We start from the raw sequence: 547 nt of genomic DNA, 5'->3' as shown, positions 1-547 counted from the left end.
CAAGTCGCACATCTCCATCGATCGGAAATTTCGGCTGATCCGTAAATGGAAGACGACAGATGCCGCCGCCAGTGACGGCGCGCGATTGAGAGAGGGCCTGCTTGATAAAAGCAATACAGCCTCAACGGTCTGGGCAGACACAGCCTACCGCTCAAAAGCCAATGAGGACTTCATGGAAAAGCAGGGCTTCGTCTCAAAAATCCATCGCAAGAAGCCGCATCTCAGGCCTATGCCCCGCCATATCCAGAGATCCAACGCAGGGAAGTCGGTGATCAGATCTCGCGTTGAGCATGTCTTTGCCGATCAGAAATCACAGACGGGACTGTTCGTCCGAACCGTAGGCTTAACGCGGGCCACCATGAGGATCGGACTGGCCAATATCGTCTATAATATGCGCCGCTTTCTCCTCCTGGAGCGGATTAACGCCGCCGCGTAGCAATCCAGAGCATGAAACCCTCTCTCTGCTCAAAATGCAGAGTGAAAATCAGGACCAGAAACCAGAAATCAGGCGCAGGGGTAATCAATCAAGGGTTCTTCGAACCCTCCA

1 protein-coding gene is annotated in these 547 nt (G+C 53.4%); it reads left to right on the top strand.

Features of this window, described 5'->3' with window-relative positions; all coding sequences use genetic code 11:
• Window positions 1-436 (top strand): transposase (locus tag AD944_RS00035; protein WP_045543129.1); only part of this gene is annotated, 436 nt, incomplete at its 5' end.
• Between the last annotated feature and the right edge of the window lie 111 nt (window positions 437-547).

It is taken from the genome of Acetobacter tropicalis (assembly GCF_001580915.1).
GTDB lineage: Bacteria > Pseudomonadota > Alphaproteobacteria > Acetobacterales > Acetobacteraceae > Acetobacter > Acetobacter tropicalis.
Note: the sequence above shows the minus strand (reverse complement) of the source record. Positions and strands in the feature narration are given on the sequence as shown.